The following is a 13,409-nucleotide window of genomic DNA, read 5'->3' on the forward strand; positions in this document are numbered from 1 at the left end:
ATCCTGGGGCTGCTGCGCAGCCCATCGCGACACAAGGCCGCTCCTACAGGGGGGCGCGGCAAGGCTTCAGAGGCGCTGCAGAATCAGCTCACCTACAGCGCCGGCCAACCCAGGTTGGCCCGGCTGCCCCGGCCGGCCGTTGGCGCCGGCGTCTGTGCGGTAAACCAGGCAACCCTTGCTAGCGCCGCCCTTGCCGGCCTTGCCAGCAGCCCCGGCCTTGCCCGGTGCGCCGCCGTCCAGGCGGACCACGATGCGTTCCTGCGGGAAGCCCTGCGGCACGCTCAGGCGGATGCGCCCACCCGGCGCGCCATCGTGCCCGTTGCCGCCGTCATCGCCGTTGGCACCGCGGCTGGCCTGGCCCCAGGTGCAGCCACCGGCCTGGCCGTTGGCGCCATCCAGCCCCACGTACCCCGGCGCACCGGCACCGCCACGGGCATCGATGGCCAGGCGCTCGGCATCCACTTCAGCCAGTTTCAGGTCCAGGCTGCGGCCTGACCGGGCCCCCCGCTGGTAAGTACCCGCCGCTCCCGGCGCACTGAATTCGCTACCCTCACCCAGCCGCGCACTGCGCGCCTCGATCAGCAACGGGCTATCGGAAGGTGCAATGGCGATACGCGCATCGCGCCCCAGCTCCAGCTGGTCGACCTTCAATTCCGCGAGCGTGGCAGGCAGCAGCAGGGTTGCGGCATCGGCGACACGCAACTGTGCCAGGTGCACGCTGGCAGACTTGTCGGGCAGGCGCAGCATGGAATTGGCAGCGACCTCCAGGCTTTCGGCCTGGGCCAGGGGAGCGGCCAACATGGCCAATAACATCAGATTACGCATTTCGCGGCGCCTCCTGCACACGGGGGATGGACATGACATGGAAGATACCCGTCAACAGGATCTGCAAACGATCGAACCAGCGGTGGCTGCGGCCGCGCAAGCTGCCATTGAAGAACAGCACTTCAAGCAGGTGCAGGCCCAGCAAGGTGATGCCGGCGGCGTTGATCAGCAGGTTGAAGGGCAAGGGTTGTGGCATGAACTGATTGAACAGCACCACCCCCCAGAAAGCGACAGTCAGGACCTTGCCCAAGCCCAGGATGAACTTCATATCCCGCCCCCATGGATTGTTGTTATGTCGAGACGGCCCGTTCGAGCGGGCCGTGCGACCAACATTAACTGCAATGCCCGGACAGGCGCCAGCACCACTCAGTTGAGGTGCAGTTCCACCCGTCGGTTGCGGGCACGGCCCTCCTCGCTTTCGTTGTCGGTGAGCGGTTCACTCTCGCCGCGCCCCTGGCTGGTGACCTTGCCCGCCTCCAGCCCCTGGCCGATCAGGTAAACGGCCACGCTGCTGGCGCGGCGTTCGGAAAGTGCCTGGTTGTAGCTGTCGGAGCCGACGTTGTCGGTATGCCCGATCACGCTTACCTTGGCCACCGTCGGTGAATCGAGTTTTGCCACCAGGCCTTGCAGACGCTGCTGGGCCGCCGGGGTCAGCTCGGCGGAATCGAAGGCGAACATCACCGCGCCGTTGTCATCCAGGATGATCACCTCCGGCGAGGGTTCAGGTTCAGTGGCAGGCGGCGATGCGGGGTACACCCTCAACGGGCAACCCATGTGGTCGACCGCAGTGTTGGCGGGGGTATCGGGGCAACGATCACGGCGGTCGAAAATGCCGTCGCCATCTTCGTCGCCATCCTGGGCGTAACAGATCAGGCCCCCGGCGATGGCGCCAAGGGCACCGCCGCCAGCCGCCCAACTCGAACTTTCGATGGCGCCCAGGCCACCACCGACCAGGCCGCCGAGCAGGCTGCAGATGGGCCAGGTCCTCTGGTTGAGCGGCGCGCTGCCATCGCTGTGGGTGGCGCAGCCCGCTAGCAGGCTGGCAGCCACCAACAGCGGCAGCGCCGCCTTCGACGTCACACTCATGCTGAATGCTCCTGTGTCATTGGCCACGGACGGCTGACCGCCGTGAAGACGCGCCCGTGCCACTGCTCAAGGCACGGGCGCACGCCGGTCTACCGCTGGATCTTGATCTCGGTACGGCGGTTCATGGCACGCCCCTCGGCCGTGGCGTTGTCTGCCACCGGCTGGGTTTCACCAGCACCGACCACCGACACGAAGCTGCTGCGCGGCACACCGCTCTCGACCAGGTAATCGGTCACCGAGTGGGCACGGCGCTCGGACAGTTTCTGGTTGTAGCTGTCGGAGCCGACGCTATCGGTATGGCCGCTGACGCTCAGGCGGGCGGACGGCGCCTCCTGTTTCAGGCGCGTGGCAATGGTGTTGAGGCGCTCCTTGTCGCTGGCGGTCAGGCGCGCAGAGTCGAACTCGAAGTGCACATCGCGGATGACGATGACTTCTTCCTTCTGCACCACCACTTCCTCGACCACCGCGGCCGGCTCCGGTGGGCAGCCGTTGGCATCGACCTGCACACCGCGCGGGGTGCCTGGGCACTTGTCACGGCTGTCCGGCACACCGTCACCATCCTCGTCGCCATCGCCATGGGCCCAGCAATAGCCCGCCGCCAGGCCACCGCCCAGCAACGCGCCCCAACCAGCCCAGCTGGAGCTCTCGATGGCGCCCAGGGCAGCGCCGCTTACACCCCCGACGGCGGCACATTTCGGCCAGTCGGTCTTTTGCAAACCTGCACAACCAGTCAACACACTGGTGAGCAGAACCAGGGGTATCGCTGTGCGTACTATGCTCATTTCATTGCTTCTCCTAGGGGGAATCGGCATAAGGCCGATTTCAGGGAGTAAAGACCGAGCATCTGATCCCTGCCACCAATAAGCCACGACACAGTCACATGCCTCTTTGCCCGCACGCTGCGGCCCGCTAGTCTTGGATGACTTCAACGAGGATTGGCAATGACCGACGGTTTTTCCCAGCGCACCCCGCAGCAGGCCTTGGCGGCCCTGCTCGATCGCTTCACTCCGCAACGCCTGCTGCTGGTGGGCACGCGCTTCCCGGCGCTGGACGCCTTCGCCCAGGCGCACCCACAGGTAACCATCGCCACGGCCGCCCCAGGCCCGCTGCCGGCAGAACTGGCAGCCCAGCGCTTTGACCTGGCGGTACTGGTGGACTGCCTGGAGCACCTGCCAAAACGCACCGGCCTGGAATTGCTCGGTGGCATTCGCAACCTCAATGCCAGCCGGGTCGCTGTGCTGGCCGACCTGGCCGCCTGTGGCTGGCAGGACACCGATTTCTTTGCCCTTGCCCTGTCGGCCAGCGAGAAATTCCGCCGTGACCAGCAGGTATTGAGCCTGTTCACCTATGATCTACATGACTACAAGCAGGTACCGGACTGGCTGAATGCCAAGTTCTGGGCCAACCCTGAAAACTTCGGCAAGTACTGGTGGTGATGATGAGTGTCTCGGTCTGCCCTTGTGGCAGTGGCAACCTGCTCGACGCCTGCTGCGGGCACTACCATGCCGGCACCCCGGCGCCGGATGCCCAGGCGCTGATGCGCTCACGCTACAGTGCCTACGTGCTGGGCCTGGTCGACTACCTGGTGGCCACCACCCTGCCGGCCCAGCAAGCCGGCCTGGACCGTGCCGCCATGGCCGCCTGGAGCGCCCAGAGCACCTGGCTGGGCCTGGAGGTGGAAAGCGCAGAGGTGCTGGGCGGCCAGCCAGAGCACGGTTTTGTCACCTTCACTGCACGCTGGCACGACCAGGAGGGTGACCATCAGCACCGCGAGCGCTCGGCATTCGTCCAGCACGCCGGGCGCTGGTACTTCATCGACCCCACGGTCGGGCTCAAGGCCGGGCGCAACGACCCCTGCCCCTGCGCCAGCGGCCAGAAGTTCAAGAAATGCTGCGCCAGTTACGTGGGTAGCTGACCATGATCGCCCGCACCCGCCCGCTGCTGCTCGCCACCCTGATGGCATGGCTTGCACTGCTGGCGGGCTGCGCCAGCTGGGGCGGTGACGACTGGCGCGAACCCGAGGTGCACCTGGTCGAGGTGGAGACGGTCAAGGCCAGGTTGCTGGAGCAGGAGTTCGTGCTGCATCTGCGAATCGACAACCCCAATGACAGCCGCCTGTTCATCCGCAACCTGTCGTATGCCATACGCCTCAACGACCTGTTGCTGGTGCAGGATGAAACCAGCGTGTGGCGCAGTGTCGGCGGGCATGCCCGGCGTACTTTCAAGATCACCGCACGGACCAACCTGTGGCAGCACCTGAAACCGCTGGCCAAGCTGCTGAAAAGCGAACAACCACTGCATTACAGCCTGCAGGGCGAGCTGGCGACCGGGTTGCTCATCCATCGGGACCTGCACTTGTCGCGCAGTGGTGAGATAATCCCCGGCGATTACAAACCGGAGTGACCCTGCAATGTCCCAGCAACCCCACGTTCATGGCCCTGACTGCAACCACGATCATGATCACCACCACGATCATGGCCATGTACACGGCCCGCACTGCAACCACGGCCACCAGGAGCCGGTACGCAACGCCCTGAAGGACGTTGGCCGTAACGACCCATGCCCGTGCGGTAGCCAGAAAAAGTTCAAGAAGTGCCACGGCGCCTGACCTGAACAGCACTCGCGCGTCCCTGCTGCGGGCCGCGCGGAGGGTAGCCGGGGTCTAACTGGCCCTGGCAGGCCCTGAAACCTTGCGCTGCAGCAACCCTGCGGTGGCCATGAGCAGCACGATGCAGAGGGCCATGCAAATGGCATTGGTGCCATCCCAGCCGACCGTACCCAGCAACAGCGATGGGCTGAATGCACCAACGGTCGCGAACACCGCAATGGCCAGATCGTTCTTCCCCTGCATCTGCATCGCTGCCGGGCTGTTTTGCAGCGTCTGCGCCAACAGCGCCCCACCGCCCACGTAGGTCAGGTTCCAACCCAGGCCCAGGGCTATCAGTGACAAGGTCATCATCGCGTAGCTGTGCGACCACATGTTCATGGCCGTGCAACCGATCAGCAGGCACAGGCCGAGACAGATGGTGGCCCTGATGCCGAGCTTGTGGATGATGGCGCCGGTGAAGAACGACGGCGCAAACATGGCAATCACATGCCATTGAATCGCCAAGCGAACGTCGGAAAAGTCCTCATGCATGTGTTTCATGTGCATGGACGCCTGGATCATCAGCAAATTCATGATGCCGTAGCCCAGCGCGGCCACCGCCATGGCCACGGCAACCACCGGGCTCAGCGGCTCGGCGGTCGTGCCAGCCGGTTTCGCTGCACGGTCGTTACTGGCGGTGCCGGTATCGCCGGGCAGGCAGGCCGCTGTCAGCAACGACATCACCGCCAGGCCGACAAAAGCGGCGTAGCACAGCGAAAACAGCGGATACCCACCAACGTCCCTCAGCCACTCGGTGAGCGCCGGCCCGACCACGGCAGCGATCACCCCACCGGCCACCACCAGGGAAAGCGCCTTGGGCTTCAGGTTCTGGGCCAGATTGTCGGTGGCCGCGAAGCGATTGAAGTTGGCAAACGCAATGTAGATGCCCAATGCCGAATGGCTGATCACCAGCGTCGGGAAGTGCTGGTACTGCACCGCCAGGTAACCACTGATGCCAGACACCGCCAAAGGGACCGAGCCCAGCATGAAGGCGCGCTTGCGGCCAATGCGGCTCATCAGCCTGGAGACCGGATAGGTAGCCAGCATCAGGCAAAGGAACTGGAACCCATAGGGCAAAGTGGACCATGTGGCAGCAGGCGCCAGCGCCGCCCCGACAATGGCCGCCATGGTCACGGACATGACCGCAGTCGTCAGGTTGATCGATTGCGCGGTGAAATACAGGTACGTGCGCCGTGGAAGGGGGCTCGACATGGCGTGTGCTCACGGTTGGTGGACGGGTGGAATTCTGCATTGGAAAGATGCCGACAGGTGCATGGTGGCATCTGCCGCGCCCTGTAGTTCGAACAGTCGACGCGCTTTCCAGTTAACTGTTAGGCTGTTTTTTCTAACAGCTGCTGGACCCGCCATGCGCCCGCACAGCCTTCATGACCAGTTGAAACAGCGCCTCGAAGCCGGCGAATGGCTGCCTGGCCAGCGCATGCCGTCCATCCGCAAGCTGACGGCGGCGGTTGGCTGCAGCTACCACGATGTCGTCTCCAGCTATGCCCGATTGGTAAGCGAAGGTGTGTTGACCGCCATTCCTGGCCGCGGCTACTTCGTCGCCAGCCACACACGGCAAACCGGCACAGTGGATACGCCCGCAGGCATGGCCGACGACCCGCTGTTCAAGTTGCTGCAGGGGGGCCAGCACTACACCAAACTGGGCAGCGGCTGGCTGCCACCCGCCTGGCGAGACACCGAGCTGCTGGCCAGGGCAATTCGGCGCACGGCACGCCTGGAGCAGAGTTCGCTGGCAGAATATGGCGACATCCAGGGCTACCTGCCCATGCGCAAGCAGTTGTGCGTGCACCTGAAACGCCTGACCCGTGTGGATGCCCGGCCAAGTCAGTTGCTGACTACGCTGGGCGCCACACAAGCGCTGGACCTGGTGGCGCGGTTGTTGATCAAGCCAGGCGATCACGTGTTCGTCGACGAGCCTGGCAATGGCAACCTGATCAAGCTGATCCAGTTGGCCGGCGGCCATGTGGTCGGGGTGCGCCGAACCCAGGACGGACCGAACGTTGAAGACATGAAGGAGCACCTGGCCAGGCACAAGGTCAAGGCACTCTTCTGCAACAGCACCTTCCACAACCCGACCGGCGGCAACATCAGCCCGCACAATGCCTTCAGCGTCCTGCGCCTGGCGGTGGAACACGACTTCTTCGTGGTCGAGGACGATGTCTACGGCGACTTCAGCCCGGGTGTGCGCCAGACCTTTGCCGAACTGGACAACCTTGAGCGGGTCATCTACATCGGCAGCTTCTCGAAATGCCTGTCCGCCTCATTGCGCGTGGGCTACATCGCCTGCTCGGCAGAGCTGATGGAGCCGCTGACACGCCTGAAGCTGCTGACCTGCGTGGCGGTACCGGCGTTTTGCGAGCGCTTCGTCAACACCATCTTGTCCGACGGCACCTATGCCCGGCACATGCAAGACCTGCAGCAGCGCCTGATCCGGCAGCAGGCGCAGACCCAGCAGTTGTTGCGGGCGCGTGGCTGGCAATTCGACATAACGCCCCAAGGTGGCATGTTCCTGTGGGTCTACCACCCCGAACTGGCCGACCTGCAGCCCTTCATGCGTCGCCTGGAACAGCACAAGGTGCTATTGATGCCAGGCTCGGCCTTCGCCGTCAGCCGTGACTATCAACGCCTTGCTCGCATCAATTGCACGCACTTTTCCGACGCCGTGGCCGAACATTTCAAGGTTTGAGTGCATGTCTTGATTTTTGAGGTGGCGCGCAAATCGAGCGCCGCCCGCGCGGCGCTTCGCAGCACAAGGCTGCTCCTACATCTGTTTCGGGCCAGTAATGCCTATGCCAGTGCACGCGACCGCCTTGTTCGTACAACGCGATATCGAGCCATGCGCCAAAGCGTTCGCGCACAAACCTCACAGGAATAATTGGCCTGAAACAAATGTAGGAGCAGCCTTGTGCTGCGAAGCGCCGCGCGGGCGGCGCTCGATCTCACAGGCACCACACACCCCACGCCAAGCACAAAAAATAAACCGCCCAGGGACCTTGCACGGCGCCTGCGCGCTCACTACCTTAGCGCCTTTCGAAACCCGCCACGCCTTGCAGGAGCCCTTGTCATGGCCGCCTCCGCCTTTCCTCCATTCCGCCCGCGGTTCGCAACCGCTGCCACGCTGCTCGGCATGCTCGGGCTGGCCGGCTGCCAGACGGGCGGCTACCAGGGCAGCGTGCCACCGACCAGCGGCGTGCAGCCGCTCAAGGGCCTGGCGCAGAACGTCTCGGTACGGCGCAACGCAATGGGCGCACCACTGATCGAAAGCAGCAGCTTCCATGACGCCCTGTTCAGCCTGGGCTATGTGCATGCCGGCGACCGCATCGAGCAGATGGTCGCCATGCGCCTGCTGGCCCAGGGCCGCCTGGCAGAACTGGCCGGCAGCGACGCGCTGGACATCGACCGCCTGATGCGCGCGGCCAACCTCAAGCAAAGCGCCGCCCAGCAGTACGCCGACGCGTCGCCACGGCTCAAGCGCTTCTTCGAAGTGTATGCACGCGGGGTCAACGCCTACCTGTTCCGCTACCGCGACAAGCTGCCCGCCGGCCTGGCCAGCAGTGGATACCGCCCCGAATACTGGAAGCCCGAGGACTCGGCACTGATCTTCAGCCTGTATGCGTTCAGCCAGTCGGTGAACCTGCAGGAAGAACTGAGCGCCCTGACCCTGGCGCAAAAAGCCGGCAGCGACAAGCTGGCCTGGCTGCTACCCGGTGCCCCGGACGAGCCGTTGGCCGAAGCCGAAGTGGACAAGCTCAAGGGCCTGAACCTGGCCAGCCAGTTGCCGGGGCTGCCAGCCCTGGCAGCCGCCAGCCAGAAGCTGGCCGACCTCGACCTTCTGGGCAGCCCGGGCTCGGCCAACCTGGCCCTGGCGCCGCAGCGCAGCCGCAGCGGCAAAAGCTTGCTGGCCTGCGACAGCCGAGCCGCCTGGGCCCTGAGCCCGGTGCAGATCCACACCGGCAAGTACCAGGTCGCCGGCCTGTCGTTGCCTGGCCTGCCGATCGTGCTGGCCGGCTACAACGGCAAGCTGGCCTGGAGCAGCAGCGCGGTCATGGCCGACAACCAGGACTTGTATCTGGAGCAACTGCGCCACCAGGGCAGCCAACTGAGCTACCTCGCCGACGGCAAATGGCTGCCGGCCCGCGCCCGTAGCGAAACCTTCTTCGTCCGCGGCCAGCGCCCGCTGCGCGAGGTGATGTACGACACCCGCCACGGCACCCTGCTGGCCCAGCCAGGCAATGCCAGCCTGGGCCTGGCGCTGAACCTGCCACAGTTCAAGGGCGACCGCAGCCTGGATGCGCTGTTCGACCTGACCCGTGCCAAGAGCGTGGAGCGTGCCTTCGACAGTACCCGTGAAGTGACCGCCGCCGCCCTCAACTTCGTCTTCGCCGAACCCGAGCACATCGGCTGGCAAGTCAGTGGCCGCTACCCCAACCGCCGCGAAGGCCAGGGCCTGCTGCCGTCGCCTGGCTGGGACGGGCGCTACGACTGGGACGGCTATGCCGACCCGATGCTGCACCCTTACGATCAGGACCCGCCCGCCGGCTGGATCGGCCACGCCAACCAGCGCAGCCTTCCGCGTGGCTATGGCATGCAGCTGTCCAGCACCTGGTACTACCCAGAACGCGCCGAGCGCCTGGCCCAGTTGGCCGGCAATGGCCGCCACGACAGCCGCAGCCTGATGGCCCTGCAGAACGACCAGACCACCCTGCTGGCCGACAAGCTCAAGCAGATGTTCGACGCCCCGGGCATGGCCCAGCCGCTCAAGCAGGCGATCGACGCCCTGCCCGCCGCACAGCGCGACAAGGCCAGCGACGCGCTGGCCCGGCTCAAGGCCTTCGATGGCCGCCTGAGCCCGGTGTCGGCCGATGCCGCACTGTACGAACTGTTCCTCCAGGAAGTCGCCCGGCAAACCTTCCTTGATGACCTGGGCCCGGAATCCGGCCCGGCCTGGCAGGCGTTCGTCAGCAATGCCCGCTTGTCGTTCTCGGCGCAGGCCGACCACCTGCTGGGCCGCGACGACAGCCCGCTCTGGGATGACCGCAATACCCCGCAGAAAGAAGACAAGCCGGCCATTCTCGCCCGCAGCCTGGCTGGTGCTGTGGATGCCGGCACCGCTCAACTGGGAGCCGACCGCCGCGCCTGGCAGTGGGGCAAGCTGCACCAGTACCGCTGGCCTGCACCGGCCTACCATGGCCTGGGCGATGCCCTCGGTCGCCCGCCGCTGGCTGCCGGTGGCGACTTTACCACCCTGGCCCTGACGCCATACGCTTGGGGCAGCGACTTCGACACCCGCCTGCCGGCCTCGGCACGGATGATCGTCGACTTCGGCCAGGCCGAGCCGTTGCAGGTGCTGACCAGCAGCGGGCAGTCCGGCAACCCGGCCAGCACGCATTACAGCGATGGGCTGGATGCCTGGTTCAAAGGGCGCTTCATGAGCCTGCCACTGCAGCAGCAGAACTTCGGGCGGGCGTATGGCAACCAGCGTTTGACGTTGGTGCCTGGGCGCTAGTGGAGCCTTTCCTCCTTACCGGCAGCCACCCAGCTACCTAGCATCCTCGGTGCCGCACTGTTCCCGGACAGGTGCGGCACACTTTCCATCAAGAGGATGATGAACATGGCTACAGAAACCCTGAAAATTGAAATTTCCTGGCCTGATACGCTCAAAGTTCCAGCTGGCGCTACCGTCAATGCACAACTTTGGCTGGGAACCGCAATCGCCGACTACCGCATGATCAGCGACGGAGATGCCAGCGCCCCTGCGGTTTCTTCACCCGTCACCCTGGAAATCACTTATGACTCCGAGGACCTACTGCCCGACAGCGTCGATACCACTTGGGATCACTTCCGCGCTTCGCCATATCTGATGCATGACGGCAAACGCCTGAACATCGCCCGCGTCGCCAAGATCAGCATCGAAGAAGCCCGAAAATCGGGCTGGAAGGTCGCTATTTCCTGACGCGGGTCTGGCAGCCCTCAAGAGGGCTGCCTCACACATAGAACTTGTCGCAGGCCTCGCCACTCTGACCTAGCAAGCCCTACTCCAGACGTTGAGCCATGGACCTCGTCATCGCCCGCCCCGAAGGCCTGTACTGCCCGCCCGGTGATTTCTACATCGACCCGTGGCGCCCCGTAGACCGCGCTGTTATTACCCATGGTCACGGCGACCATGCCCGCGTCGGCAACCGCCATTACCTCACCGCCGCCTCAGGCGCCGGCATCCTGCGCAGCCGCCTGGGCCAGGACATCCACCTGCAAACCCTGCCGTACGGCGAACGCCTGCTGCACCATGGCGTAACCCTGAGCCTGCACCCGGCCGGGCATGTACTGGGCTCGGCGCAAGTGCGCCTGGAGTACCAGGGCGAGGTCTGGGTCGCCTCCGGCGACTACAAAGTGGAACCCGACGGCACCTGCACGCCGTTCGAACCGGTGCGCTGCCACACGTTCATCAGCGAATCGACCTTCGGCCTGCCCATCTACCGTTGGCCCAGCCAGGGCGAGATTTTCACCGGCATTAATAACTGGTGGCGCGCCAATAGCGAACAGGGCAAAGCCAGCGTGCTGTTCTGCTATGCCTTCGGCAAGGCCCAGCGAATCCTCCACGGGCTGGACGCCAACATTGGCCCTGTCCTCGTGCATGGTGCTGTCGAACCACTCAACCGGGTTTACCGGGACGCTGGCGTCTACCTTCCGCAAACCCGCTATGTCGGCGATATCCCTCGCAACGACCCGCTGCTGCGCCAGGCACTGGTCCTGGCACCGCCTTCGGCGGGTGGCAGCAGTTGGATGCGCCGTTTCGGCGACTACAGCGATGCCTTTGCCAGTGGCTGGATGCTGTTGCGCGGCACCCGACGCCGGCGTGGGGTAGACCGAGGTTTCGTGCTCTCGGACCATGCCGATTGGCCGGGATTGCTCTGGGCCATCGGCCAGACCGGCGCAGAACGCGTGATGGTCACCCATGGTTCGGTCAATGTGCTGGTGCGCTACCTCATCGAACAAGGCCTCGATGCCCGCGCCTTCGTGACCGAGTACGGTGAGGAAGATGACATTGTGACCACGGAGCCAGGCGCATGAAAGCATTCGCCGAGCTGTACATGAGGCTGGATGCGACCACCTCCAGCACTGCAAAGCTCAAGGCGCTACGCGACTACTTCAACACCGCCCCGCCTGTGGATGCCGCCTGGGCGGTGTACTTCCTGGCAGGTGGCCGCCCCCGCCAGCTGGTGCCTACACGCGTGCTGCGGGAGCTGGCCGGCAGGTTGGCGGGGCTGCCTGACTGGCTTTTCGAGGAGTGCTACCAGGCCGTTGGCGACCTGGCCGAAACCATTTCCCTGCTGGTTCCGGAAAGCCGCCACCCTGGCGACGACGGCCTCGCCCGCTGGGTCGAAGCCCATCTGCTGCCATTGCGGAACCTGCCGGTCGAGGAGATCCAGCAACGCCTGCCGCCTCTTTGGGCCCAGCTGGACCGCCCCAGCCTGATGCTCTGCCTGAAACTCATCACTGGCAGCTTTCGCGTGGGCGTATCGAAGCTGTTGGTCACTCGCGCCCTCGCGCAACTGGCCGGGCTGGATGCCAAACGCGTGGCCCAGCGCCTGGTTGGCTACACCGACATCAGCCACCGCCCGACGGCAGCCAGCTATCAACGGCTGATAGCCCCGGAATCAGACGATGAACATAGCTTGCGTGGCGGCCAGCCCTACCCGTTTCTCCTGGCCCACCCCCTGCAGGTATCAACCGAACAGCTCGATACACTGCTCGGGCCGCCGAGCGAATGGCAAATCGAGTGGAAATGGGACGGCATTCGCGCCCAGGTGGTCAAGCGCGAAGGCCAGCTGTGGGTCTGGTCGCGCGGTGAGGAACTGGTCACCGAACGCTTCCCCGAATTGCACAGCCTGGCGCAGACGTTACCCGACGGTGTCGTGCTCGATGGCGAGATCCTGGTTTGGAAACCTGGTGGCTCAGCGGCTGAGCTGGCTGTGCAGCCATTTGCCCTGTTGCAGCAGCGCCTGGGACGCAAGACCTTGGGCAAGAAGCTGCTGAGCGACGCCCCGGTCGTGCTGCAGGCCTACGACCTGCTGGAATGGCAAGGCGAGGACTGGCGCAGCCGCCCGCAGCATGTACGCCGCCAGCAGTTGGAGCAGGTACTTGAGCAGCACCCATTGGCCCCGGTATTGCTCTCGCCTCTGCTCGAAGGCCAGGACTGGGCCGACCTTGCCCGCCAGCGCGAACAGTCCCGCAGCCTGGGGGTGGAAGGGCTGATGCTGAAACAGCGAGAGGCGTTGTATGGCGTGGGGCGCACCAAGGACATGGGCACCTGGTGGAAGTGGAAGATCGACCCGTTCAGCGTCGATGCCGTGCTGATCTATGCTCAGCGCGGCCACGGCCGGCGGGCCAGCTTGTACAGCGACTACACCTTCGCCGTGTGGGACGCGCCAGCCGGTACGCCGGGTCGGGCACTGGTCCCCTTTGCCAAGGCCTATTCAGGGCTCAGTGACGAAGAAATGCGCAAGGTCGACGCCATCATTCGCAAGACCACGGTTGAAACCTTCGGGCCGGTGCGCAGCGTGACGCCGACGCTGGTGTTCGAGTTGGGCTTCGAGGGCATCGCCCTGTCCAGGAGGCACAAGAGCGGCATCGCCGTGCGCTTTCCGCGGATGCTGCGCTGGCGGCTGGACAAGCCAGTGGAAGAAGCGGATGACCTGGCTACATTGCAGGCGCTGCTGGCCTGAAACCATTTCGATACGGCGTTGGCTTTTTCGCGGGCACGCCCGCTCCCGCAGGTTCATCACAGGCCGGGAGGATTGTGAGGTTCCTTGTGGGAGCAGGCACGCCCGCG

14 protein-coding genes are annotated in these 13,409 nt (G+C 64.8%); 9 read left to right on the top strand and 5 right to left on the bottom strand.

Annotation, left to right across the window (positions count from 1 at the left end):
- Window positions 1-66 precede the first annotated feature (66 nt).
- The 4 genes from GYA95_RS17455 to GYA95_RS17470 all read right to left on the bottom strand — a co-directional run bounded on the left by GYA95_RS17455 (window position 67) and on the right by GYA95_RS17470 (window position 2,693).
- A complete protein-coding gene (locus GYA95_RS17455) occupies window positions 67-825 on the bottom strand; it encodes a hypothetical protein (RefSeq protein WP_015271539.1) in 759 nt (252 codons plus the stop codon).
- Entirely contained in the window at window positions 818-1,093 is a 276-nt protein-coding gene (locus GYA95_RS17460) for a DUF1145 domain-containing protein (RefSeq protein ID WP_013973933.1), read from the bottom strand. The genes GYA95_RS17455 and GYA95_RS17460 overlap by 8 nt, the downstream gene beginning before the upstream one ends.
- 98 nt (window positions 1,094-1,191) lie before the next feature.
- Window positions 1,192-1,911 carry an OmpA family protein gene (locus tag GYA95_RS17465; protein ID WP_015271540.1) on the bottom strand — a complete coding sequence of 240 codons (720 nt, stop codon included), beginning with the start codon at window positions 1,909-1,911 and terminating at the stop codon, window positions 1,192-1,194.
- 89 nt (window positions 1,912-2,000) lie between these two features.
- Window positions 2,001-2,693: an OmpA family protein gene (locus tag GYA95_RS17470; protein WP_003258902.1), complete on the bottom strand. Its 693-nt coding sequence runs from the start codon at window positions 2,691-2,693 to the stop codon at window positions 2,001-2,003.
- A 159-nt stretch (window positions 2,694-2,852) separates the two neighbouring features.
- Between GYA95_RS17470 and GYA95_RS17475 the strand changes: the two genes are divergently transcribed.
- From GYA95_RS17475 to GYA95_RS17490, 4 genes are read left to right on the top strand one after another with little or no spacing between them, the layout of a single operon-like run.
- Entirely contained in the window at window positions 2,853-3,347 is a 495-nt protein-coding gene (locus GYA95_RS17475) for a DUF6231 family protein (protein ID WP_015271541.1), read from the top strand.
- Window positions 3,348-3,349: 2 nt separating this feature from the next.
- Window positions 3,350-3,826, top strand: coding sequence for a YchJ family protein (locus GYA95_RS17480; RefSeq protein ID WP_015271542.1), 477 nt, complete (start codon window positions 3,350-3,352; stop codon window positions 3,824-3,826).
- A gap of 2 nt (window positions 3,827-3,828) precedes the next feature.
- The gene (locus GYA95_RS17485; RefSeq protein ID WP_015271543.1) at window positions 3,829-4,314 is read left to right on the top strand and encodes an LEA/WHy family protein; all 486 of its coding nucleotides are present in this window, start codon (window positions 3,829-3,831) and stop codon (window positions 4,312-4,314) included.
- Between the two features lie 7 nt (window positions 4,315-4,321).
- The gene (locus tag GYA95_RS17490) at window positions 4,322-4,519 is read left to right on the top strand and encodes an SEC-C metal-binding domain-containing protein (RefSeq protein WP_003258907.1); all 198 of its coding nucleotides are present in this window, start codon (window positions 4,322-4,324) and stop codon (window positions 4,517-4,519) included.
- A gap of 54 nt (window positions 4,520-4,573) precedes the next feature.
- On the opposite strand, the gene GYA95_RS17495 is transcribed toward GYA95_RS17490, so the two are convergent.
- Window positions 4,574-5,770, bottom strand: a complete 1,197-nt coding sequence (locus GYA95_RS17495) for an MFS transporter (protein ID WP_015271544.1) — start codon at window positions 5,768-5,770, stop codon at window positions 4,574-4,576.
- A 154-nt stretch (window positions 5,771-5,924) separates the two neighbouring features.
- Between GYA95_RS17495 and GYA95_RS17500 the strand changes: the two genes are divergently transcribed.
- From GYA95_RS17500 to GYA95_RS17520, 5 genes are all read left to right on the top strand, one after another.
- On the top strand, window positions 5,925-7,265 hold the full coding sequence (locus GYA95_RS17500) for an aminotransferase-like domain-containing protein (RefSeq protein WP_015271545.1): 1,341 nt from the start codon (window positions 5,925-5,927) through the stop codon (window positions 7,263-7,265).
- Between the two features lie 378 nt (window positions 7,266-7,643).
- The gene (locus GYA95_RS17505; RefSeq protein ID WP_015271546.1) at window positions 7,644-10,085 is read left to right on the top strand and encodes a penicillin acylase family protein; all 2,442 of its coding nucleotides are present in this window, start codon (window positions 7,644-7,646) and stop codon (window positions 10,083-10,085) included.
- Between the two features lie 105 nt (window positions 10,086-10,190).
- On the top strand, window positions 10,191-10,532 hold the full coding sequence (locus tag GYA95_RS17510) for a hypothetical protein (protein WP_161551456.1): 342 nt from the start codon (window positions 10,191-10,193) through the stop codon (window positions 10,530-10,532).
- 98 nt (window positions 10,533-10,630) lie between these two features.
- Complete coding sequence (locus tag GYA95_RS17515; protein WP_015271548.1) at window positions 10,631-11,647, top strand: ligase-associated DNA damage response exonuclease; 1,017 nt, start codon at window positions 10,631-10,633, stop codon at window positions 11,645-11,647.
- Window positions 11,644-13,302: an ATP-dependent DNA ligase gene (locus GYA95_RS17520; RefSeq protein WP_015271549.1), complete on the top strand. Its 1,659-nt coding sequence runs from the start codon at window positions 11,644-11,646 to the stop codon at window positions 13,300-13,302. The genes GYA95_RS17515 and GYA95_RS17520 overlap by 4 nt, the downstream gene beginning before the upstream one ends.
- The last annotated feature ends 107 nt before the right edge of the window (window positions 13,303-13,409 follow it).

Origin of the sequence: Pseudomonas asiatica (genome assembly GCF_009932335.1) — a bacterium.
GTDB lineage: Bacteria > Pseudomonadota > Gammaproteobacteria > Pseudomonadales > Pseudomonadaceae > Aquipseudomonas > Aquipseudomonas asiatica.